Consider the following 21,048-nt stretch of genomic DNA (forward strand, 5'->3'; position numbering starts at 1 on the left):
GACACGCTTATGGCAGATCTGGCCCACGCGCATGACGACCACGCCCACGGTCATCCGACCGGCTGGCGGCGCTACGTCTATTCGACCAACCACAAGGACATCGGCACGATGTACCTGATCTTCGCGATCTGCGCGGGTCTGGTCGGCGGCTTCCTGTCGATGATGATGCGGGCCGAGCTGATGTATCCCGGCCTGCAGATCTTCAAGGATCCGCACACTTTCAACGTGTTCGTCACCGGCCACGGCCTGATCATGGTGTTCTTCATGATCATGCCCGCGATGATCGGCGGCTTCGGCAACTGGCTGGTGCCGCTGATGATCGGCGCGCCGGACATGGCCTTCCCGCGCATGAACAACATCTCGTTCTGGCTGCTGCCGTTCTCCTTCGCGCTGCTGGTGATGTCGATGTTCGTCGAGGGCGACAGCGGCGGCATGGGCGTCGGCGGCGGCTGGACGCTCTATGCGCCGCTCTCGACCTATGGTTCGCGCGGTCCGGCCATGGACCTGGCGATCTTCTCGATTCACATCGCGGGCGCCTCCTCGATCCTGGGCGCGATCAACTTCATCACCACCATCTTCAACATGCGCGCCCCGGGCATGACGCTGCACAAGATGCCGCTGTTCGTGTGGTCGATCCTGGTGACGGTGTTCCTGCTGCTGCTCTCGCTGCCGGTCCTCGCCGGCGCGATCACCATGCTGCTCACCGACCGCCATTTCGGCACCTCGTTCTTCAATCCGGCGGGCGGCGGCGATCCGGTGCTCTACCAGCATCTGTTCTGGTTCTTCGGCCATCCGGAGGTCTACATCCTGATCCTGCCGGGCTTCGGCATGGTCAGCCACATCATCTCGACCTTCTCCAAGAAGCCGGTGTTCGGCTATCTCGGCATGGCCTATGCGATGGTGGCGATCGGCTTCATCGGTTTCCTGGTCTGGGCGCACCACATGTACACGGTGGGCCTCAGCGTCGACACCAAGGCCTATTTCGTCTTCGCGACCATGGTCATCGCGGTGCCCACCGGCATCAAGATTTTCTCCTGGATCGCGACGATGTGGGGCGGCTCGGTGGAGTTCAAGACGCCGATGCTCTGGGCCTTCGGCTTCGTCTTCCTCTTCACCGTCGGCGGCGTGACCGGCGTGGTGCTGGCCAATGCCGGCGTCGACGTCGTGCTGCAGGAGACCTACTACGTGGTGGCGCATTTCCACTACGTGCTCAGCCTCGGCGCCGTGTTCACGATCTTCGCCGGCTTCTACTTCTGGTTCCCGAAGTTCACCGGCTACATGTACAACGAGTTCCTCGGCAAGCTGCATTTCTGGGTCACGTTCGTCGGCGTGAACATCGCCTTCTTCCCGATGCACTTCCTGGGCCTCGCCGACATGCCGCGCCGGACCGCGGACTACGCCGACGTCTATGCCGGCTGGAACTACGTCTCGTCGATCGGCGCCTTCATCGCCGGCTTCGGCGTGCTGATCTTCCTCGCGATGCTGGTCGAGGCGTTCGTGCGCAAGCGGGTCGCGGGCGACAATCCCTGGGGTCCCTATGCGACGACGCTGGAATGGACCCTGCCGTCGCCGCCGCCCTTCCACCAGTTCAACGAGCTGCCGAAGATCACCTGATGGCTCTCGCCACCTACAACGACGCCCGCTTCGCCACGGTCGGCGACTATTTCGCGCTGCTCAAGCCGCGCGTGATGTCGCTCGTGATCTTCACCGGGCTTGCGGGTCTGGTGGCGGCGCCGGGCCATATCGACCCGGTCACCGGCTTCGTCGCGCTGCTCTGCATCGCGGTGGCGGCCGGCGCGTCGGGCGCGCTCAACATGGCCTATGACGCCGACATCGACGCGGTGATGGCGCGCACCGCCAAGCGGCCGATCCCCGCCGGGCACATCACGCCCGGCGAGGCGCTGGGCTTCGGCTGGACGCTCAGCGTCGGCGCGGTGACGCTGATGGGCCTGTTCGTGAACCTCGCGGCCGCGGCGCTGCTCGCCTTCACGGTCTTCTTCTACGTCGTGGTCTATACGCTCTGGCTCAAGCGCCGCACGCCGCAGAACATCGTGATCGGCGGCCTCGCCGGCGCGCTGCCGCCGGCCATCGGCTGGGCCGCGGTGACGGGCTCGCTGAGCCTTGCGCCGGTCCTGCTGGTTGCGATCATCTTCCTGTGGACCCCGCCGCATTTCTGGGCCTTGTCGCTCTGGCGCTCGGACGACTATGCCCGCGCCGGCGTGCCGATGATGCCGGTGGTGCGCGGCAAGCGCGCCACCCGCCGCCAGATTCTCGCCTATACGATCGCGCTGATCCCGCTGGGTCTCAGCCCCGCCGCGATCGGCCTCGCCGGACCCATCTATCTCACCGCGGCGGCGGCGATCGGCGTCTGGTTCGCGGTCGAAGCGCTCGCGACCTTCTTCGAGCGCGACGAGGCGAAAGAGCCGGCGGCGCATCGCCTGTTCGGCGTCTCGCTGGTCTACATGTTCGCGCTGTTCGCCGCCCTGATCGCGGAGCGTGTCATCCACATCGCGCCGTATCCGTCATGGCTCTAGAGGCGGCGATGGGCGACAGGCAAGAGAAGGCCAGGCGGTGGCGCAACATCGCGCTCGCGCTCACCTTGGGCGGGCTGGCGATTTTGTTCTACATCATGACGGTGATACGGGTTCACCCGTAGGAGAGGGTTTAGGATCATGGCCAATACCGAGGTCAAGCACGACTACCACCTGGTCGACCCCAGCCCGTGGCCCATCGTCGGCTCGATCGCCGCCTTCACGATGCTGGTCGGCGCGGCCTTCTGGATGAATGCCGAAGGCAAGTTCTTCGGGCTGCCGGTCAACGGCCAGCCCTGGATCTTCATCATCGGCTTCGGTCTGGTGCTCTTCACCATGGCCGGCTGGTGGCGCGACGTCGTCCAGGAATCGGTGGTGCGCGGCAACCACACCCCAGTCGTGAAGCTCCACCTGCGCTACGGCATGCTGCTGTTCATCGCCTCGGAGGTGATGTTCTTCGTCGCCTGGTTCTGGGCCTATTTCAACTCGGCGATCTTCTTCAGCGACGTGTCCATCGGCTCCTGGCCGCCCTCGGGCATCGTGACGCTCGATCCCTGGCACTTCCCGCTGCTCAACACGCTGATCCTGCTGACCTCGGGCACCACGGTGACCTGGGCGCATCACGCCATCCAGCACGGCGACCGCAAGGGCGCGATCCAGGGCCTGCTCATCACCGTGCTTCTCGGTCTGAGCTTCACCTGCGTGCAGGCCTATGAATACGCCCACGCGCCGTTCACCTTCGGCTTCAACCACGCGGCGCTCGCGGCCTTCACCGACCAGGCGCATCTCAATCTCGCGACCGGCAACATGGTGCCGATCGACCTGATCAATCCGGCGTTCAAGGGCATCGCGGCCAGCGGCGGCGATTTCGGCGCTATCTACGGCTCGACCTTCTTCATGGCGACCGGCTTCCACGGCCTGCACGTGATCATCGGCACGATCTTCCTCGCCGTCTGCCTGTTCCGTGCCATCGCGGGCCAGTTCACCCCGACCCGCCACTTCGGGTTCGAGGCCGCGGCCTGGTACTGGCACTTCGTCGACGTGGTGTGGCTGTTCCTCTTCGCCTGCATCTATGTCTGGGGTGCCGGTCCGCTGGTCCAGGGTTGACGGCGCCCAGCACGGTTCACGCGAGCCTGCTGGGGCGCTGTCCGCGCTGCGGGCAGGGCAGGCTGTTCTCCGGCTATCTGACCATCGCGCCGCGCTGCACGGCCTGCGGCCAGGACTTCTCGGCCTTCGACGTCGGCGACGGCGCCGCCGCGCTGGTCATCCTGGTCGTCGGCGCCATCGTCGCGGGGGCCGCGCTATGGACCGAGTTCACCTTCCAGCCGCCGCTCTGGGTCCATGCCGTGCTGTGGACGCCGCTGATCGTGCTCCTGACCTTCGTCTTCCTGCGACTGATCAAATCCGCGCTGCTGGTGCTGCAATACCGGCACAAGGCGGGCGAGGGGAAGCTCGACCAGTGAGCGCAGTGATGCGGCTCACGTTCCGTCCGCTCCCCGGCCTCACCGTCGCCGTCGCGCTGTTGTTCGCGGGCCTCGTCGCGCTCGGCGTCTGGCAGCTCCAGCGCCTGCAATGGAAGCTCGCGCTGATCGACCAGGTGACGCGCAATCTGGAGGCCACGCCCGTGACGCTGAACGGCGCCGCCTTGCCGTCGCCGCAAACCGATTATCTGCGCGTCGCGCTCACCGGCCGCTATGACAATGCGAACGAAGCCTATGTCTACGGCATCGGGCCGGAGGGCGCTCCGGTCTTCCATGTCGTGGTGCCGTTCCATCTCGACGACGGCCGCGTCTTGCTGGTCGACCGCGGCATCGTCCCGCGCGACATGCAGAGCCCCGCGACGCGCCCCGCCGGCATCCGCAACGGCGAGACGACGCAGATCGGCATCTGGCGCTGGACGCAGGCGCCCGGCACCTTCACGCCCAATCCCGATCTCAAACACCGCATCTGGTACTCGCGGGACGCGCCGGGCATCGGTCGCGCCCTGCATCTTTCGCTCGCCGCGCCCGCGCTGATCGAGGCGGACGCCGCGCCCAATCCGGGCGGCTGGCCGCGTGGCGGCCAGACCGTCGTGGCCTTCCGCAACGAGCACCTGCAATACGCCATCACCTGGTTTCTGATGGCGGCCGGACTCCTGGGCGTGTATCTCGCCTATCATGTGTCCAAAGGCCGCTTGGCCTTGACGCCCAAGGACTGATTTCCCAGATAGATCGTCCCGGCCGGCCGCGTCTCGCGACCGGACGATGGGCCAGGGACAGAGCTGTATTTTGACAAACAACGATCAACATTTTGTAAGTACGCGCGGCGCCGCCCCCAGGACAGGGTTCGCCGAGGTTCTGCTGGCCGGTCTGGCGCCCGATGGCGGCCTTTACCTGCCGGAAACCTGGCCGCAGATCGCCCCGGCCGGTCTGGCTGGCGTCCCCTATGCAGAGGCTGCCTTCGCGATTCTGCGCCAGTTCGCCGGGGGCGCCTTTACCGACGCTGAGCTGAGGGACGATATCGCCGCCGCCTATGCCGATTTCGATGCGCCGGCCATCGCGCCGCTGGTGGAGATCGCCCCCGACCTGCATCTGCTCGAACTGTTCCACGGCCCGACGCTCGCCTTCAAGGATATCGCGCTCCAGATCCTCGGCCGCCTGTTCGCCCGCGCCCTGGCCAAGCGCGGCGGCCGCGCCACCATCGTCGCCGCGACATCCGGCGATACCGGCTCGGCGGCGATCGCCGCGCTGGGCGGCCTGCCGAACATCGACGTCTTCGTGCTGCATCCCAAGGGCCGCGTCAGCGAGGTGCAGCGCCGCCAGATGACGACCTCGGCGCACGCCAATGTCCACAACATCGCGCTCGAAGGCACCTTCGACGACGCGCAGGCGATCGTGAAGGCGCTGTTCGGGGAGGCGCAATTCGCCCGGGATGTCGGCCTCACCGCGGTCAACTCGATCAACTTCGTGCGCATCGCGGCGCAATGCGTCTATTATTTCACCGCGAGCGCCGCGCTCGGCCGCCCCGCGACCTTCGTGGTGCCCACCGGCAATTTCGGCGACGTCTTCGCCGGCGAGGCCGCCATGCGCATGGGCCTTCCCATCGAGCGCCTGGTCGTCGCGACCAATGCCAACGACATCATGGCGCGCGTGCTCTCGACCGGCCTCTACGAGCCGGGTCCGGTGCAGCCTTCGCTCAGCCCTTCGATGGACATCCAGGTCGCGAGCAATTTCGAGCGCGCCCTGTTCGAGGCCGCCAACCGCGACGCGCAATGGACCGCCAAGGCGATGACCGGCTTCGCGCGGGACAAGCGCCTCGCTCTGCCCGAGATGGTCCGCGAGAACCTGCATGCGCGCTACGCCGCCGCCCGCTGCGACGACATCGAGACGCTCGAGACCATCAAGCGCTGCCACGCGCAGACCGGCCGGATCATCGACCCGCATACGGCGGTGGCGCTGCATGCCGCCTGGCGCCTCAACCACCGTCCCGGCGCGCCCATCGTGGTGCTCTCGACGGCCCATCCGGCCAAGTTCCCGGACGCCGTGGCGCAGGCCATCGGCGCGCCGCCGGCCATGCCCGCGCGACTGGAAGGGCTATTCGCGGGGGAAGAGCACTACGAGACCCTGCCCAATGACAAGGCCTTGGTGCGCGCCCATATCGAGTCTAAGCTGGGCCGATGAAACCTGAAATTGCAAGACTTTCCAACGGCTTGACCGTTATCACCGATCCGATGGCGCAGCTCGAAAGCGCGATGGTCGGGGTCTGGGTCGACGCCGGCGGGCGCAACGAGACCCAGCCTGTGATGGGCGTCAGCCACATGCTCGAGCACATGGCGTTCAAGGGCACGGCGACGCGCAGCGCCCGCGATCTCGCCGAGGAGATCGAGGCGGTCGGCGGCTATCTCAACGCCTATACCAGCCGCGAGCAGACCGCCTTCCACGCCCGCGTGCTCAAGGCCGACGTGCCGCTTGCGGTCGATCTGCTGGCCGACATCCTCATCAACCCGACCTTCGCGCAGGACGAACTGGAGCGCGAACGCCAGGTCGTGCTGCAGGAGATCGGCCAGGCCCGCGACACGCCCGACGACATCGTGTTCGATCACCTCCAGAGCGTGATCTATCCCGGCCAGCCGATGGGCTGGCCGATCCTCGGACTCGAGGAAACGGTCAGCGGCTTCACGCAGGACGATCTGCGCACCTATATGGGCGCCAATTATCGCGCCGGCGGCATGACCTTCGTCTCCTCCGGCGCGGTATCGCATGACGCGATGGTGCGCCTCGTCTCGGAGAAATTCGCGAATCTCAAGCCGGGCCCGACGCCGCCGCCGCTCGCGGCGCGCTATGCCGGCGGCGACATCCGCTTCGAAGAGGATCTCGAACAGGCCCACATCGCCTATGCGCTGCCCGGGATCTCGAGCGCCGATCCCGATTTCTACACCGCGCAGGTCTATGTCACCGCGCTCGGCGGCGGCACGTCCTCGCGCCTGTTCCAGGAAGCGCGCGAGCGCCGCGGCTTGTGCTACGCGATCTCGGCCTTCACCCAGATCGCCAAGGACGGCGGCACCATCGGCATCTACACCGGCACCGGCGAAAAGGAGGCCGGCGAAGTCTCCGCCGTGATCGCCGGCGAGATGGAGAGCCTGGCCGCGACCGCGAGCGAGGCCGAGGTCGCGCGCGCCAAGGCGCAGATGCGGTCCAGCCTTCTCATGGGCCTGGAGCGCCCGGGCCAGCGCGCCGAACAGATCGCCGGCCAGATCTTCTTCTATGGCCGCGTCCTCAGCACCGAGGAGATGACGGCCAAGCTCGATGCGGTCGATGCGGCGGCGGTGCGCCGCTTCGGCGAGCGCATCATGAACGGCGCCAATCCCGCGATCGCCGCGGTCGGTCCGGTGAGCAAGCTCGAATCCCACGACGTCTTCGCGCGGCGCTTCGGCACCGGGCGCACGCTGCGGGCGGCCGAATAATGAATACAGGCCCCATGGCGTTCATGCGCGGCCTGACGTTCCCCGGCGGACAGCAACCGGTCATCAAGGCCGGCGCGGTCTATCTGCGTTATCCCCGCATGGCCGACTTCCCGTCCTGGGCGCGGCTGCGCGGCGAGAGCCGTGCCTTCCTGGAGCCGTGGGAGCCGGTCTGGGCGAGCGACGAGCTGACCAAGGGCGCCTTCCGCCGCCGCATCAAGCGCTACCAGAAAGAGGCCCGGCTCGATTCCGCCTATGCCTTCTTCGTCTTCCGCCACGAGGACGACGCGCTGATGGGCGGCTGCACGCTGTCCAATGTCCGCCGCGGCGTGACGCAGTGCTGCGCGCTGGGCTACTGGGTCGGCGAGCGCTTCGCCCGCCAGGGCTACATGTATGACGCGGTGCGCGCCCTGGTGCCGTTCATCTTCGGCACGCTGGGCCTGCACCGGATCGAAGCCGCGTGTCTGCCGTCCAACGATCCGTCCCGCAACCTGCTCAGCAAGGCGGGTTTCCGCCAGGAGGGCCTTGCGCTGCGCTATCTGCAGATCAACGGCGAATGGCGCGACCATGTCCTCTTTGCCCTGCTGGCCGATGAGGCGCAGGGCGCGTGAGGTCGAATTCGCGCTCTCGCTGTCATGGCCCGCGCATTCGGGCCACCCAGATGAAGCCCTGCGCAGCGGCGTATGGGTGGGCGCGGCGAAATTCCTGCAGATATCGAAATAATCGTCATCTGGGTGGCCCGCATTCGCGGGCCATGACAATAGAGTTGTGATGAAACGATTCGCCGTCATCGCGGCCTTGGTCGCCATCGTGCTTTCGGCGCTCGCCGCCGCGGCGCCTGCGGCGCGGCCGTCGATCGACTTCGCCGGCCCCGACGGCGTGGTCGAGGTCGCCGAAGCCTTGGCGCCCTATCACGCACCGTCCGCCAAGCCGGGGTCCGACACGCCCGGCTGGTATCTCTTCACCGCCACCAATTCCTCGATCCGTCCCGCCTCCCGCGTGCTGGTCGCGGCCCAGCCGCAGAGCGTGAGCTTCCGCTTCCTGCCGCGCCCGACACGGCCCGCGATCATCGCCGTGGCGAGCTCCGACTCCCTCGTCGTCATCGACAAGATGAGCGCCTATGGCCGCCGCGCCTTCCGGGTGATCGTGCCCCCCGCGACCTCCGTCGCGATCGCCGTGCAGGTCGCCAACACCGCCGAGCCGCCGGCGTTGCTCGCCTGGACCGAGCCGGCGCTCGCCAACCACAACCGCCAGCTCGCGATCTTCACGACGGCGGTCTGGGCGGTGATCGGCGCCGCCGCATTGCTCGCCGCCGGCCTCGCCGCCACCCTTGGGCACGCGCCGGCGCGCTGGGCCGCGATCACGCTCGCGCTGCTGCTGTTCGAGCGGCTGTCGGAGACCGGCCTGTTCGATGGCAGCCTCGCCACCGCCGTCGGCGGCCCCTATGGATTGATGGCGATGTTCGCGGGCCTCTCCCTCGCTGCGGGCGCGGCGCTCGCGGACGCCATCGTGCCGCTGGACGATCTGTGGCCCCGGCACGTCCGCCGTTTCCGCCTCGGCCTGCTCGGCATTTGCGCCATCTCGCTGCTCGCCTATCTCGGCATCCCCGGCGCCACGATCCTGGCCGACAGCTTCGTGGTGCTGGGCACGCCCGCCATCGCGGTCTACCTCGTCTATCGCGGCCGCCTCGGGGCGCAGGCCGCGCGGGTCGCCGCGCCCAGCGCACTGGTCCTCGCACTCGTCGCCTTGGCCTCCGCGGCCGCGACGCTCAACAACACCGGCGAGTCCTGGGCGACCTCCGCCGCCGGCGGATTCGCCGCTGCCGGGGCGCTGCTGCTCGCGCTCGCCGTCGCGGCGGGCGAGGGCATCGCGGTCCTGCCGTTCCAGTCCATCGCCGCGGCGCCCGAGGGCGAGCCCGACTATGTCCCGCTGCCGTCCGAACCGGCCGGCAGCGGGGGCTTCACCAGTCCGGCGGTGCTGGCCATCAGCGCCGCGCACCAGGGCGTCTTCGATCTCGATTTCGATTTCGAGGTCGTGAAGCTCAGCCGCGAGGCCGCGTCCCTGATCGGCATCACGGAATCGGGGGCGCGGGTCGGACACGAAGCCTGGCTGGCGCGCATCCATCCCGACGACCGCGACGTCTATTGGCAGGCGCTCGACGACTACCGCAGCCATCCCGGCATCGCCTTCCGCGTCGAATTCCGCGTCCGGCACGAGAACGGGCGCTATCCCTGGTTCGAGCTGCGCGCCACCATGCTGGGCGACCAGGCGCCCTCGACGCGCTGTCTCGGCCTGATCGCCGACGTCACGATGCGCAAGGAAGGCGAGGCCGAGCTGATGCAGCGCGCCCTGCGCGATCCGCTCACCGGCCTTGGCAACCGGGTCGCGCTGATGGAAGAGCTGGAGCAGCTCGGGCCGCGCTTCCCCGGCGCCACCTTCGCATTGCTCGATGTCGACCGTTTCAAATCCATCCATGCCAGCCTCGGCGACGCCGGCGGCGACGAGCTGCTCGCCCAGGTCGCAGATCGTCTGAGCAAGCGCTTCAAGGGCCGGGCGGACGTCTTCCGGGTCGGCGGCGACGCCTTCGCCATTCTCATCAGCCGCGGCAAGGCCGATGTGGCGGCGCTCGGCGCCGAGCTTCTGGAGACCTGTGCGGCGCCCTACGACCTGGATGGCCGCAGCATCTATGCGCAGGCGGGCATCGGCCTCGCGACCGGCCGCGACGCGCGCGACCCTTTCGACCTGCTCAAGAACGCCGAACTCGCGCTGCTCCAGGCCAAGCGGGCGGGCGGCGCCTGCGCCCGCACCTACACCCGCGACCTGGAATTGCTCGCGCCGGGCGACGCCGTCGCGCTGGAGACGGATTTGCGCCGCGCCGTCGAGGACCGCCAGCTCGAGCTCTACTATCAGCCCATCGTCCGCCTCGCCGACGAGTCCGTTGCGGGCTTCGAGGCGCTGCTGCGCTGGAACCATCCGACCAAGGGCCTGGTCTCACCGGTGGATTTCATCGCGCATTCCGAAGAGACCGGCACCATCGTCGCGCTCGGCCGCTTCGCGCTCGAGCGGGCGGCGCATGACGTGGCGCATTGGCAGCGCTTCTTCCCGCTCGAGCCGCCGCTGTTCGTCAGCGTCAACGTCTCGCGGCGCCAGTTGCGCGACGCCGATTTCACCGCCTTCCTCGGCACCTTGCTGCGGAACGAGGCCGTGGCCCCGGGAACGCTCAAGCTCGAAGTCACCGAGAGCGCTGTCGCCGCGTCGCACGATCTCCACGATGCGCTCGATCAATGTCGCGCGCTCGGAGCCGGCATCTCGATCGACGATTTCGGCACCGGCGTGTCGAGCCTCAGCCAGCTCAAGACGCTGCCCTTCGATACGATCAAGATCGACCAGAGCTTCCTCACCCGCCATGCCGACGGCGATGCCGCCGCGGACGGCGAGACGGTGCTCAAGTCGATCGTCTCGCTGGCGCACGACCTGGGCCGCAGCGTCGTGGTCGAAGGCGTCGAGAACGGCAAGGACGTCGCCTGGCTCAAGGCGCTCGGCTGCGAATTCGCGCAAGGCTATTATTTCTCGGAGCCGCTGCCGCCGGCCCAGGCGCTGCAATACATCGCCCTGCATTTCGGCTCAGGCGCGGCCGGCCTCCGAGGACAGGCCTGACAGGCCTGCGCCGAGCTTGCCGAAGGCGAGCCGCCATTTCTCGTCCATCTCCGCTTCGAACACGAGGTCCGAATCCGCGTCGCAATGGATCCAGCCATTCGCCGCGATCTCGCTTTCGATCTGCCCGGGCCCCCAGCCGGCATAGCCGAGCGCGAGCAGCCATTGCTCCGGCCCGCGCCCTTCGGCGATGGCGCGCAGCATGTCGACGGTCGGCGTCAATGCGATCTGCGGCGTCACCGGCAGGGTCGACGACCGCGTGGTCGGCTCGGCGGCATGCAGGACATAGCCGCGATCGGTCTCCACCGGCCCGCCGAACAGGACCGGCCGCTCGGACGTCTTCGGCGTCACCTCGATGTCCATTTTCTGCATCAGGTCGCGGAAGGTGACCTGTGCGATCGGCTTGTTGACGATCAGTCCCATCGCGCCGCTCTGCGAATGCTGGCACATGAAGATGACGCTGCGCTCGAACGGCCCGTCGGCCAGGCTGGGCATGGCGATCAGCAGCTTGCCGTGGAGAAAGCCCTGCGCCTCTTGTGGTTGCTCGGGATCGAAAGATGCCATGGAGCAAGGCTACATCCATCGGGAAGGCTTTGCGACCGCCTTGCGCTGGGCTAAAACCCACCGCCCCTTACCCGGAATTCAGGAGATATCCATGACCATCCATGTCGGCGACAAGGTTCCTTCCGCAACCCTGATGGAGATGCAGGACGGCGGCCCCAAGCCGGTCAAGACCGACGATCTGTTCGCCGGCAAGAAGGTCGTGGTGTTCGCGCTCCCCGGCGCCTTCACGCCGACCTGCTCGGCCAAGCACGTGCCCGGCTTCGTCGCCAATTTCGACGCGCTGAAGGCCAAGGGGATCGACGAGATCGCCTGCGTCTCCGTCAACGACGCCTTCGTGATGGGCGCCTGGGGCAAGGACCAGAAGTCGGACGGCAAGGTCCGCATGCTCGCGGACGGCAATGGCGACTTCACCCGCGCGGTCGGCCTCGAGATGGACGGCAGCCGCTTCGGCATGGGCAAGCGCAGCCAGCGCTACGCCATGATCGTCGACAACGGCGTGGTGAAAGAGCTCAACGTCGAAGAGCCCGGCGCCTTCGAAGTGTCGAGCGCCGAGCATGTGCTGAAGCAGCTTTAACCGCCAATGTTTTCCTCCCCCGTAAACACGGGGGAGGAAAATTCAAGGAATCGCCCCTCTCGCCAGCGCATCCGCGCGCTCGTTCTCGACATGCCCGTCATGGCCGCGGACCCATGTCCATTTGATCTCGTGCCGCGCCATCTCGACCTCCAGCAGCCGCCACAGATCGTCGTTCTTCACCGGCTTCTTGTCCGCCGTCTTCCAGCCGTTGCGCTTCCAGTTCTTCAGCCACTTGCTGGCGCCGTCTAGCACATAGCGCGAGTCCGTGTAGATCGTGACCGCCGACGGCGTCTTGAGCGCCGCCAGTCCCTGGATCACCGCCATCATCTCCATGCGGTTGTTGGTCGTGGCGCGCTCGCCGCCCGACAATTCCTTCTCGTTCGCACCGGCGCGCAGGATGGCGCCCCAGCCGCCCGGTCCCGGATTGCCCGAGCAGGCGCCGTCCGTGAACATCTCGACCGCAGGCTTGCTCACAATCCGTACTCCGAAGCGGTCTTCACCTGGCGATGGAAACGCAGCCGGCGCGAGAAGTCGCGCGGCTCCTTCGGCCGCACCAGCGCATTGGGGTCGTGGTTGATCCGGTCGTAGAGCCGCGTCAGCAGGAAGCGCAGCGCCGCACCCGCCGCCAGCACCGGCAGCGCCTCGATCTCCGCCGCCGCCAAGGCGCGCCGCGCGCGATAGCCCGCGATCAGCGCCTTGCCCTTGGTGACGTTGTAGGCGCCGTCGCTCTCGAAGCACCAGGCGTTCAGTGCGATCGCGAGGTCATAGGCATAGGCGTCGTCGCAGGCGAAATAGAAATCGATCAGTCCCGACACGGTCGTGTTCATGAACAGCACATTGTCGGGAAACAGGTCGGCGTGGATCACCCCTTCGGGCAGGCCCTGCGGCCAGGCGCCGAGCAAGACCCGATGGCTGTCGGCGATCAGCGCGCCCAGGCCCGGCTCGATGCCGTCGGCGTCCGCCGCGGTCTTCGCGACCAGATCGCCCCAGCCCGAGGGTCCGAGCGCGTTCGGTCGGCGGATCGCGAAACCTTGGCCGGCCGCGTGCAGCCGTGCCAGCGCCTCGCCGGCTGCGGCGCAATGCGCGACGTCCGGCCGCCGCAAGGACAAGCCGTTCAGGAACGTCACCAGTGCGGCGGGCCGCCCGGCCACCACGCTCCACTGCCCTCCGTCGCGGCGACGGACCGGCTGCGGGCAGGCGATGCCGCGCCCGGCCAGATGCTCCATCAACCCCAGGAAGAACGGCAGATCGCGCTCCTGCACCCGCTTCTCGTAAAGGGTGAGGAAATAGCCGCCGCGCTCGGTCTGCAGGTAGAAATTGGAGTTCTCGACGCCCTCGGCGATGCCCTTGAAGCTCAGCGGCGTGCCCACGTCATAGTCGTGGAGCAGGGCTTCCAGCTCCTCGAAGGACACATCGGTATAGACCGCCATAAGCTTCCCCTGACGCGTCCGCTTGGCTATTGTCCGGCGCGTTCGCGGCGCGACGAGAAGTCGGCCGCAGCCCCGGAAAAGTCAAGCGAAGGTAGGCCGTTACCGACATGAAGGCATTCACGCATATCGCCCTTTGCGGCGTCCTGCCGGTCCTGCTCCTGTCCGCCTGCCAATCGGCGAAGGACCGCGTGCTGTGCCCGCATGCCAGCATCCTCGCCAGCACCTCGCAGCTGACCCAGTTCAAGCCGGGCATGCAGGGCGATCCGTCCGGCGAGCTCTACGACATCCGGATCATCCAGGTGAACGAGTCCTGCTCCGTCGACCGCGACGAAGGCATCACCGATTCCCAGGTTCAGATCACCTTCCGCGCCACGCGTCCGCCGAGCGGCGAAGAGGGGCATTTCACCGCGCCTTATTTCCTGGCCGCGACCTTCGACGGGACCAGCGTGACGACCAAGAAGATCCTGGCGACCGCCTTCGACTTCCAGCCGGGCCAGACCAGCCTGACCTTCACCGAGACCGTCCCTTCGATGACGATAAAGTTCGACAACGGCAAGAAGGCGTATCAGTACGGCCTGCTGGTCGGCCTCCAGCTTACGGGGGAGCAGCTCAACTACAGCAATGGCGGGCACTACGCCCCATGACCGCGCTGCTGGCCGAGCTGAGCGCGATCGCGGGAGCGGCGTTCGCGGCCGAAGGGCTTTCGCCGGGCTTCGGCCAGGTGCAGCGTTCCGACCGCGCCGACCTCGCGCAATTCCAGTGCAATGGCGCGCTCGCCGCCGCCAAGCTCGCGAAGACCAATCCGCGCGCCGTCGCCGAGACGGTGGCGGCGCGGCTGAAAGCCGATCCGCTCTTCGCCAAGGTCGAGATCGCCGGTCCCGGCTTCATCAATCTCGATCTCACCGACGCGGCGCTGGTCGCGCGCGGCCAGGCACTGGCCGACGATCCGGAACTCGGCGCGCCGGACACCGGCGCCGGCAAGGCGGTCGTGCTCGACTTCGGCGGGGCGAACATCGCCAAGCCGATGCATGTCGGGCATCTGCGCTCTGCGATCATCGGCGACAGCCTGCAGCGGCTCTATCGCGCCAATGGCTGGACGGTGACCAGCGACATCCATCTGGGCGATTGGGGCCTGCAGATGGGTCAGCTGATTTCGGAGATCGCGCATCGCGGCATCGCGCCGGTCTATTTCGACGCCGGCTTCACCGGTCCCTATCCGGACGCGTCGCCCGTCACGATGGACGACCTGGAGGAGCTCTATCCGGCCGCCTCCGCCGCCTGCAAGGCCGACGAGACGCGTCTCGCCGAAGCGCGCCAGGCGACCGCCGAGCTCCAGGCCGGCCGGCCCGGCTACCGCGCGTTGTGGAAACACTTCTTCGAGGTCTCGAAGGTCGGCCTCGACCGCGAATACGGCAGCCTCGGCGTCCATTTCGATCTGTGGAAGGGCGAAGCCAGCGTCGATCCCATCACCGTCCCCATGGTCGAAGACCTGAAGGCGCGGCAAATCGCGATCGAAAGCGAAGGCGCCGTGGTCATTCCCGTCGAGCGCAACACCGACAAGAAGGCGATGCCGCCGCTGATCCTGGTCAAGCAGGACGGCGCGGTGCTGTACGGCACGACCGACCTCGCGACCATCATCGACCGCGTGCGGGCGCAGGACCCCGATCTCATCCTTTATGTCGTCGACCAGCGCCAGCATCTGCATTTCGAGCAGGTCTTCCGCGCCGCGGAGAAGGCCGGCATCGCGGGCAAGGCCGTGCTCGAACATGCCGGCTTCGGCACGATGAACGGCACCGACGGCAAGCCCTTCAAGACCCGCGCCGGCGGCGTGATGAAGCTGTTCGACCTCATCGCGATGGTGACGGCTGAGGCGGAGAAGCGCCTTGAGGAAGCCGGCATCGGCGCCGACTATCCGGCCGAGGAGCGCGCCGACATCGCGCGCAAGGTCGGTGTCGCCACGCTGAAATTCGCCGACCTCTCGAACTGGCGCCTGACCGACTATATCTTCGACATCGAGCGCTTCTCGAAATTCGAGGGCAAGACCGGTCCCTATCTGCAATATGCCGCGGTCCGCATCCAGTCGATCCTGCGCCGCGCGGCCGAGCAGGGCTTTGCAGTGGGCCGGCCCGCGATCCGCTCGGTCGAGGAGCGCAACCTGTTCCTCCAGCTCCTCGCGCTGCCCGACGCGATGGCCGCGGCCGAGAAGGCCAGGGCGCCGAACGTGCTGTGCGAATACGCTTTCGACCTCGCCCAGCGCTACAGCCGCTTCTATGCCGAGCATCACATCCTGTCCGAAGCGGACGCGGAGGTCCGCGCCGCGCGCCTGGGCTTGGGCAAGCTCACGCTCGACGTCCTGATAAAGGTTTTGGCGCTCCTCGGCATCGAAGTTCCGGAAAGAATGTGAGCAAATGCGCGGCGCGGGCGCATTTCGTTGACTCGCTGCCGACCCTCCTTATGATGCATTGCAACGTTGCCGCCCGCCTTGGGGCGCGCGGCAACGGCCATACATTCGATCCCTCGCGGGAGACATATGCCCAGCTTCGAAGGCCGACCCGTCGGCCGAAGCCCAAAGGGCGTAGGCCGAAGGAGCAACCGCCCCGGAAACTCTCAGGCAAACGGACCGCGAAGGGTATGAACATCTGGAAAGTGGCGCCCCCCAAACCTAGTGGGTTGCGCCCACCGAAGGGGTAACCCGGCGCAAGGCTCTGGCCTGATGCCGGGGAAATCTCTCAGGTCCCATGACAGAGGGGCGCGTGGTCCGCGTGGAAGCGGCATGCGCCGTCGCAACTCTCTGTACACGGACCTTTCATGGCCGATCCGACCGAAGTCCTGCTTCAGACGCCGCTGCATGCGCTGCATGTCGAGCTCGGCGCCAAGATGGTGCCGTTCTCCGGCTACGACATGCCGGTTCAGTATCCGTCCGGCATCCTGAAGGAGCACCTGCACACCCGCGAGAAGGCCGGCCTGTTCGACGTCTCGCATATGGGCCAGGCCTTTCTCTCCGGCGCCGATCCGGCCAAGGCGCTGGAGCGCCTGACGCCTGCCGACGTCGCGGGCCTCAAGCCCGGCCTGCAGCGCTACGGCCTGCTGCTCAACGACGCGGGCACCATCAAGGACGATTTCATGTTCTCGCGCCTCATCGGCGAGGATGCGCTCTATCTCGTCGTCAACGCCGGCACCAAGGACGGCGACTTCGCTTACATCGCCGAAAAGCTCGACGGCATCGCCGTGCTGGAGCGGCGCCCCGACCGCGCGTTGCTCGCGCTGCAAGGCCCCGCCGCCGGCGCGGTGCTGGAGCGCCACAGCCATGGCATCGACAAGCTCACCTTCATGAAGGTCGTCCGCTGCCTCGTCGCCGGCGCGCCGGCGATCGTCAGCCGCTCGGGCTACACCGGCGAGGACGGCTTCGAGATCTCCATCGAGGCGATCCATGCCGAACGCGTCGCGCGCGCGCTGCTCGGCGAACCCGAAGTCCTGCCCATCGGTCTCGGTGCCCGCGACTCCCTGCGCCTCGAGGCGGGTCTCTGCCTTTACGGCCACGATATCGATGAGACCACCGATCCGGCGGAAGCCAATCTCGTCTGGTCCATCGCCAAGCGCCGCAAGATGGACAAGGATTTCCCCGCCGCCGAAAAGATCATGGACCGCGTGTTCAACGGCACGGAGCGCAGGCGCGTCGGCATCCGCCCCGACGGCCGCGCCCCGGCCCGCGAAGGCACCGAGATCGCGGACAAGTCCGGCAAGATCGTCGGCAAGATCACGTCCGGCGGCTTCGGCCCCACGCTGAACGCGCCCGTCGCCATGGGCTATGTCGATAGCGCGCTGGCGACCGACGGCACCGAGCTCGACCTCATCGTCCGCGGCAAGCCGCTTCCCGCCAAAGTCGTCCCCATGCCTTTCGTTCCCCATCGCTACCGGAGAGCCCTATGACCGACGTCCGTTACACCGATCAGCACGAATGGGTCCGCGTCGACGGCGACGAGGCCACCATCGGCATCACCAAATACGCCGCCGAGCAGCTCGGCGACGTGGTGTTCGTCGAGCTTCCCGAGACCGGCCGCAAGATCGGCGCCGGCGGCGAGGCCGCGGTGGTCGAGAGCGTGAAGGCCGCCTCCGACGTCTACTCGCCGGTCAGCGGCGAGGTGACCGGCAACAACGAAGCCCTCACCGCCGACCCCGCGCAGGTGAACGCCGACCCCGAAGGCGAAGCGTGGTTCTTCAAGCTGAAGCTCGCGGACAAGGGCGAAGTCGAGAAGCTGATGACGGCCGCGCAGTACGAGGAATTCGTGAAGGGGCTTTAATTTTATCGTCATCGCCGGGCTTGTCCCGGCGACCCATGATCACCCATGCAGCACGGAGATCATGGGTGGCCGGCACGAGGCCGGCCATGACGAAAGGGAAAGCAAGCTGAGATCGATCTTCCGCAGAGAGTAGAAACGTAGAATGCGTTACCACCCCCTCACCACCGCCGACCGCACCGCCATGCTGTCGAAGATCGGCGTCCCCGCCGTCGACGACCTGTTCAAGGACGTACCGTCCGCCGCTGTCGTCCCGCTCTCCGCCTTCGACCTCCCCGACACCAAGGGCGAGCTCGAGGTCGACCGCGCGCTCACCCGCCTGGCCGCGAAGAACACCGCCGCCGGCGCGGCGCCGTTCTTCTGCGGCGCCGGCGCCTACAAGCACCACGTCCCCGCCGCCGTCGATCATCTGATCCAGCGCTCGGAATTTCTCACCAGCTACACGCCCTACCAGCCCGAGATCGCGCAGGGCACGCTGCAATACATGTTCGAATTCCAGACCCAGGTGGCGCTCCTCACCGGCATGGAGGTCGCCAACGCCTCGCTCTATGACGGCTCGACCGCCACCGCCGAGGCGGTGCTGATGGCGCAGCGCATCACGCGCCGCCCCAAGGCGATCCTCTCCGGCGGCCTGCACCCGCACTATGCCGAGACGGTGGAGACCGTCGCCGCGCTCTCCGGCCAGGTGCAGCGCGCCCCTGTGACACCCGGCAAGGCCGAAGATCTCGCATCGCTGATCGACAGCGACACCGCCTGCGTCGTGGTTCAGAGCCCCGACGTCTTCGGCCTGATCCGCGACCTCAAATCCGTCGCCGCTATCGCCCATGCCAAGGGCGCGCTGCTGATCGCGGTGGTCACCGAAGTCGTCTCGCTCGGCCTGCTCGAAGCCCCTGGCTTCCAGGACGCCGACATCGTCGCCTGCGAAGGCCAGTCCATCGGCAACGGCCTCAATTTCGGCGGCCCCTATGTCGGCCTCTTCGCCACCCGCGAGAAGTTCCTGCGCCAGATGCCCGGCCGCCTCACCGGCGAGACGGTCGATGCGAGCGGCAAGCGCGGCTACGTCCTCACGCTCTCCACGCGCGAGCAGCACATCCGCCGCGAAAAGGCGACGAGCAATATCTGCACGAACTCCGGCCTGTGCTGCCTCGCCTTCACCATCCATCTCTCGCTGCTGGGGGAGGAGGGCCTGACCCGCCTCGCCCGCCTCAACCACGCCAAGGCCTCGGCGCTGGCCGACAAGCTCGCGCAGGTGAAGGGCGTCAGCCTCGTCACGCCCAGCTTCTTCAACGAGTTCACGATCGAGCTGAGCAAGCCTGCTGCGGAGGTCGTCGACACGCTCGCCGCCAAGGGCATCCTCGCCGGCGTCCCCGCCTCGCGCCTGCTGCCGCATGACGAGCATTTGCGCGACCTGCTGATCGTCGCCGCCACCGAAACCACCACCGACGAAGACGCCGACGCGCTGGCCACCGCGCTCGGGGAGATCCTCTGATGACCATGAACAACCAGGGCCGCCCCACGGCGCCCGGCACCATCGAGACGAACGAGCTGCCGACCATCTCCGGCGACCGCGGCCTCGACCATGAAGAGCCGCTGATCTTCGAGATCGGCCGCGACGGCCATGCCGGTGTCGACCTGCCGGACGTCCAGCTCTCCGAGACCCGTCTCGCGGGCCAGCGCCGCAAGGGCGCAATAGGCCTGCCGGGCCTCTCCGAGCCCGAGGTGATCCGCCATTACGTACGCCTCAGCCGGATGAACTACGCCATCGACAGCGGCCTCTACCCGCTCGGCTCCTGCACGATGAAGCACAACCCGCGCCTCAACGAGAAGATGGCGCGGCTGCCCGGCTTCGGCGACCTGCACCCGCTGGCGCCGCAATCGACCACCCAGGGCGCGCTGCAGCTCATCTCCGACCTGATGAAATGGCTCACCACGCTCACGGGAATGCCGGCGGTGGCGATGAGCCCGAAGGCCGGCGCCCATGGCGAGCTTTGCGGTCTTCTTGCCATCCGCGCCGCTATCGAAGCCCGCGGCGAGACCCGCAAGCGCATCCTGGTCCCCGAATCCGCCCACGGCACCAACCCCGCCACCGCGGCCTTCGCCGGCTTCACCATCGACGAGGTGAAAGGCACCGCCGACGGCCGCGTCGATATGGCGGAACTCGAAGGCAAGCTCGGCCCCGACGTCGCCGCCATCATGCTCACCAACCCGAACACCTGCGGCCTGTTCGAGCGCGACATCCGCCACATGGCCGACGCCACGCACAAGGCGGGCGCCTATTTCTATTGCGACGGCGCCAACTTCAACGCCATCGCCGGCCGCGTCCGCCCAGGCGATCTCGGCATCGACGCGATGCACATCAACCTGCACAAGACCTTCTCGACGCCCCACGGCGGCGGCGGTCCGGGGGCAGGGCCGGTCGTGCTCTCCGCCGCGCTGGCGCCATTCGCCCCGCTGCCGCTCCTGGTCCACGACGACAAGGGCTTCCGCCTGATCGAAGACCGCGACGAACTGCCCGAAGGCGCCAAGCCCTTCGGCCGCATGAGCGCCTTCCACGGCCAGATGGGCATGTTCGTGCGTGCGCTCAGCTACATGCTCAGCCACGGCCGCGACGGCGTGCGCCAGGCCTCGGAAGACGCGGTGCTCTCCGCCAATTACATCCTCGCCAGCCTGAAGGACGTGATGAGCGCCCCCTTCGGCGACGGCCCCTGCATGCACGAAGCGCTGTTCGACGATCATTTCCTCGACGGCACCGGCGTCACCACGCTCGACTTCGCCAAGGCGATGATCGACGAGGGCTATCACCCGATGACCATGTATTTCCCGCTGGTGGTCCACGGCGCCATGCTGATCGAGCCGACGGAGTCCGAGTCCAAGGAATCGCTCGACCGCTTCATCCACGTCCTGCGCGAGCTGGCGCTGGAGGCCAGGGACAAGAAGACCGCGCGCTTCGAAGGCGCCCCGCGCCTCGCCCCTCGCCGCCGCCTCGACGAGACCGCGGCGGCCCGCAAGCCGGTGCTGCGCTGGAAGAAGAAGGACCTGCCGCAGGCGGCGGAGTAGG

Annotated in this window: 19 protein-coding genes and 1 riboswitch; of the genes, 16 read left to right on the forward strand and 3 right to left on the reverse strand. The window is 67.4% G+C overall.

The genetic code is table 11. The features are described from left to right. Nucleotides 1-9 precede the first annotated feature (9 nt). From ctaD to WDM91_01115, 9 genes are all read left to right on the forward strand, one after another. On the forward strand, nucleotides 10-1,614 hold the full coding sequence (gene ctaD, locus WDM91_01075; protein MEI9993158.1) for a cytochrome c oxidase subunit I: 1,605 nt from the start codon (nucleotides 10-12) through the stop codon (nucleotides 1,612-1,614). Beyond that, a complete protein-coding gene (locus tag WDM91_01080; GenBank protein MEI9993159.1) occupies nucleotides 1,614-2,534 on the forward strand; it encodes a heme o synthase in 921 nt (306 codons plus the stop codon). Before ctaD ends, WDM91_01080 begins: the two co-directional genes overlap by 1 nt. Before the next feature lie 138 nt (nucleotides 2,535-2,672). Then, nucleotides 2,673-3,638 (forward strand): cytochrome c oxidase subunit 3, encoded by a 966-nt coding sequence (locus WDM91_01085; protein ID MEI9993160.1) that lies wholly within the window; start codon nucleotides 2,673-2,675, stop codon nucleotides 3,636-3,638. After that, nucleotides 3,635-3,994 (forward strand): DUF983 domain-containing protein, encoded by a 360-nt coding sequence (locus WDM91_01090; protein MEI9993161.1) that lies wholly within the window; start codon nucleotides 3,635-3,637, stop codon nucleotides 3,992-3,994. The genes WDM91_01085 and WDM91_01090 overlap by 4 nt, the downstream gene beginning before the upstream one ends. Nucleotides 3,995-4,002: 8 nt before the next feature. Continuing rightward, the gene (locus WDM91_01095; GenBank protein MEI9993162.1) at nucleotides 4,003-4,728 is read left to right on the forward strand and encodes an SURF1 family protein; all 726 of its coding nucleotides are present in this window, start codon (nucleotides 4,003-4,005) and stop codon (nucleotides 4,726-4,728) included. 70 nt (nucleotides 4,729-4,798) lie between these two features. After that, complete coding sequence (gene thrC / locus WDM91_01100; protein ID MEI9993163.1) at nucleotides 4,799-6,190, forward strand: threonine synthase; 1,392 nt, start codon at nucleotides 4,799-4,801, stop codon at nucleotides 6,188-6,190. Continuing rightward, nucleotides 6,187-7,473, forward strand: coding sequence for a pitrilysin family protein (locus tag WDM91_01105; protein MEI9993164.1), 1,287 nt, complete (start codon nucleotides 6,187-6,189; stop codon nucleotides 7,471-7,473). The genes thrC and WDM91_01105 overlap by 4 nt, the downstream gene beginning before the upstream one ends. 14 nt (nucleotides 7,474-7,487) lie before the next feature. Beyond that, complete coding sequence (locus WDM91_01110) at nucleotides 7,488-8,081, forward strand: GNAT family N-acetyltransferase (GenBank protein MEI9993165.1); 594 nt, start codon at nucleotides 7,488-7,490, stop codon at nucleotides 8,079-8,081. A 160-nt stretch (nucleotides 8,082-8,241) separates the two neighbouring features. After that, nucleotides 8,242-11,127, forward strand: coding sequence for a GGDEF and EAL domain-containing protein (locus WDM91_01115; protein MEI9993166.1), 2,886 nt, complete (start codon nucleotides 8,242-8,244; stop codon nucleotides 11,125-11,127). Here WDM91_01115 and WDM91_01120 read toward each other — a convergent pair. Beyond that, the gene (locus WDM91_01120; GenBank protein MEI9993167.1) at nucleotides 11,095-11,688 is read right to left on the reverse strand and encodes a YqgE/AlgH family protein; all 594 of its coding nucleotides are present in this window, start codon (nucleotides 11,686-11,688) and stop codon (nucleotides 11,095-11,097) included. The two genes, WDM91_01115 and WDM91_01120, sit on opposite strands and share 33 nt — an antisense overlap. Nucleotides 11,689-11,779: 91 nt before the next feature. Between WDM91_01120 and WDM91_01125 the strand changes: the two genes are divergently transcribed. Further along, entirely contained in the window at nucleotides 11,780-12,262 is a 483-nt protein-coding gene (locus tag WDM91_01125; protein ID MEI9993168.1) for a peroxiredoxin, read from the forward strand. Nucleotides 12,263-12,304: 42 nt separating this feature from the next. Here WDM91_01125 and rnhA read toward each other — a convergent pair whose 3' ends face one another. Next, nucleotides 12,305-12,736: a ribonuclease HI gene (gene rnhA / locus WDM91_01130; protein MEI9993169.1), complete on the reverse strand. Its 432-nt coding sequence runs from the start codon at nucleotides 12,734-12,736 to the stop codon at nucleotides 12,305-12,307. Continuing rightward, the gene (gene thrB, locus WDM91_01135; GenBank protein MEI9993170.1) at nucleotides 12,733-13,692 is read right to left on the reverse strand and encodes a homoserine kinase; all 960 of its coding nucleotides are present in this window, start codon (nucleotides 13,690-13,692) and stop codon (nucleotides 12,733-12,735) included. The genes rnhA and thrB overlap by 4 nt, the downstream gene beginning before the upstream one ends. A gap of 107 nt (nucleotides 13,693-13,799) precedes the next feature. Here thrB and WDM91_01140 point away from each other — a divergent pair, with 107 nt between their 5' ends. The 6 genes from WDM91_01140 to gcvPB all read left to right on the forward strand — a co-directional run bounded on the left by WDM91_01140 (nucleotide 13,800) and on the right by gcvPB (nucleotide 21,047). Then, nucleotides 13,800-14,336, forward strand: coding sequence for a hypothetical protein (locus WDM91_01140; protein ID MEI9993171.1), 537 nt, complete (start codon nucleotides 13,800-13,802; stop codon nucleotides 14,334-14,336). Continuing rightward, nucleotides 14,333-16,096 (forward strand): arginine--tRNA ligase, encoded by a 1,764-nt coding sequence (gene argS, locus WDM91_01145; protein ID MEI9993172.1) that lies wholly within the window; start codon nucleotides 14,333-14,335, stop codon nucleotides 16,094-16,096. The genes WDM91_01140 and argS overlap by 4 nt, the downstream gene beginning before the upstream one ends. A gap of 106 nt (nucleotides 16,097-16,202) precedes the next feature. Continuing rightward, a riboswitch (glycine riboswitch) is annotated at nucleotides 16,203-16,325 on the forward strand. A 175-nt stretch (nucleotides 16,326-16,500) separates the two neighbouring features. After that, the gene (gcvT, locus tag WDM91_01150; GenBank protein ID MEI9993173.1) at nucleotides 16,501-17,622 is read left to right on the forward strand and encodes a glycine cleavage system aminomethyltransferase GcvT; all 1,122 of its coding nucleotides are present in this window, start codon (nucleotides 16,501-16,503) and stop codon (nucleotides 17,620-17,622) included. Beyond that, on the forward strand, nucleotides 17,619-17,993 hold the full coding sequence (gene gcvH / locus WDM91_01155; GenBank protein MEI9993174.1) for a glycine cleavage system protein GcvH: 375 nt from the start codon (nucleotides 17,619-17,621) through the stop codon (nucleotides 17,991-17,993). Before gcvT ends, gcvH begins: the two co-directional genes overlap by 4 nt. Nucleotides 17,994-18,135: 142 nt before the next feature. Then, on the forward strand, nucleotides 18,136-19,479 hold the full coding sequence (gene gcvPA, locus WDM91_01160) for an aminomethyl-transferring glycine dehydrogenase subunit GcvPA (protein ID MEI9993175.1): 1,344 nt from the start codon (nucleotides 18,136-18,138) through the stop codon (nucleotides 19,477-19,479). Further along, on the forward strand, nucleotides 19,479-21,047 hold the full coding sequence (gene gcvPB, locus WDM91_01165) for an aminomethyl-transferring glycine dehydrogenase subunit GcvPB (protein MEI9993176.1): 1,569 nt from the start codon (nucleotides 19,479-19,481) through the stop codon (nucleotides 21,045-21,047). The genes gcvPA and gcvPB overlap by 1 nt, the downstream gene beginning before the upstream one ends. Nucleotide 21,048: the final 1 nt, after the last annotated feature.

The sequence above is a fragment of the Rhizomicrobium sp. genome (assembly GCA_037200385.1).
Taxonomy (GTDB): Bacteria; Pseudomonadota; Alphaproteobacteria; order Micropepsales; family Micropepsaceae; genus Rhizomicrobium.

Excerpts from the sequence above, each read along its gene's own strand:
- gcvPA (MEI9993175.1), top strand. The coding sequence starts at position 18,136 with ATGCGTTACCACCCCCTCACCACCGCCGACCGCACCGCCATGCTGTCG.
- WDM91_01115 (MEI9993166.1), top strand. The coding sequence starts at position 8,242 with ATGAAACGATTCGCCGTCATCGCGGCCTTGGTCGCCATCGTGCTTTCG.
- WDM91_01120 (MEI9993167.1), bottom strand. The coding sequence starts at position 11,688 with ATGGCATCTTTCGATCCCGAGCAACCACAAGAGGCGCAGGGCTTTCTC.
- WDM91_01095 (MEI9993162.1), top strand. The coding sequence starts at position 4,003 with ATGCGGCTCACGTTCCGTCCGCTCCCCGGCCTCACCGTCGCCGTCGCG.
- WDM91_01105 (MEI9993164.1), top strand. The coding sequence starts at position 6,187 with ATGAAACCTGAAATTGCAAGACTTTCCAACGGCTTGACCGTTATCACC.
- gcvPB (MEI9993176.1), top strand. The coding sequence starts at position 19,479 with ATGACCATGAACAACCAGGGCCGCCCCACGGCGCCCGGCACCATCGAG.
- ctaD (MEI9993158.1), top strand. The coding sequence starts at position 10 with ATGGCAGATCTGGCCCACGCGCATGACGACCACGCCCACGGTCATCCG.
- WDM91_01110 (MEI9993165.1), top strand. The coding sequence starts at position 7,488 with ATGGCGTTCATGCGCGGCCTGACGTTCCCCGGCGGACAGCAACCGGTC.
- gcvH (MEI9993174.1), top strand. The coding sequence starts at position 17,619 with ATGACCGACGTCCGTTACACCGATCAGCACGAATGGGTCCGCGTCGAC.
- WDM91_01080 (MEI9993159.1), top strand. The coding sequence starts at position 1,614 with ATGGCTCTCGCCACCTACAACGACGCCCGCTTCGCCACGGTCGGCGAC.
- WDM91_01125 (MEI9993168.1), top strand. The coding sequence starts at position 11,780 with ATGACCATCCATGTCGGCGACAAGGTTCCTTCCGCAACCCTGATGGAG.
- gcvT (MEI9993173.1), top strand. The coding sequence starts at position 16,501 with ATGGCCGATCCGACCGAAGTCCTGCTTCAGACGCCGCTGCATGCGCTG.
- WDM91_01140 (MEI9993171.1), top strand. The coding sequence starts at position 13,800 with ATGAAGGCATTCACGCATATCGCCCTTTGCGGCGTCCTGCCGGTCCTG.
- thrB (MEI9993170.1), bottom strand. The coding sequence starts at position 13,692 with ATGGCGGTCTATACCGATGTGTCCTTCGAGGAGCTGGAAGCCCTGCTC.
- argS (MEI9993172.1), top strand. The coding sequence starts at position 14,333 with ATGACCGCGCTGCTGGCCGAGCTGAGCGCGATCGCGGGAGCGGCGTTC.
- WDM91_01085 (MEI9993160.1), top strand. The coding sequence starts at position 2,673 with ATGGCCAATACCGAGGTCAAGCACGACTACCACCTGGTCGACCCCAGC.